General features: G+C 44.2%; 1 pseudogene. It reads left to right on the forward strand.

The annotated features are described in order from the left end of the window. A pseudogene (locus QUA58_RS20285) lies at positions 1-529 on the forward strand (FkbM family methyltransferase); the annotation flags it as partial.

Consider the following 529-nt stretch of genomic DNA (forward strand, 5'->3'; position numbering starts at 1 on the left):
GAGTCTGTACTAGAACAGTCGCAGTCTCAACTGCACCAAACTGAGGGTTTATTAGAACAGTCGCAGTCTCAACTGCATCAAACTGAGTCTGTACTAGAACAGTCGCAGTCTCAACTGCACCAAACTGAGGGTTTATTAGAACAGTCGCAGTCTCAACTGCACCAAACTGAGGGTTTATTAGAACAGTCGCAGTCTCAACTGCACCAAACAGAGGGTTTATTAGAACAGTCACAAGCTCAACTTTATCAAACTCAACAGGATTTTGAACAGTCACAAGCTCAACTGCACCAAACTCAAGCGGAATTGGAAGATACCAAGTCTCAGCAGCAGGAAACTGAGGCACTATTGGAACAATCTCAATCTCAGTTGCATCAGACTGAGGAAGTATGGGAGCAATCTCAATCTCAGTTGCATCAGACTGAGATAAAATTGGAACAATCCCAGGCAAAGCTTTATCAAACTCAGGGCGAATTGAAGAGATGGCAGTCTCAATTCCACCAAGTTGTGGGTGAATTGGAGCATGCTCAGA

The organism is Microcoleus sp. N9_A1 (genome assembly GCF_036701795.1).
Lineage (GTDB): Bacteria > Cyanobacteriota > Cyanobacteriia > Cyanobacteriales > Microcoleaceae > Microcoleus.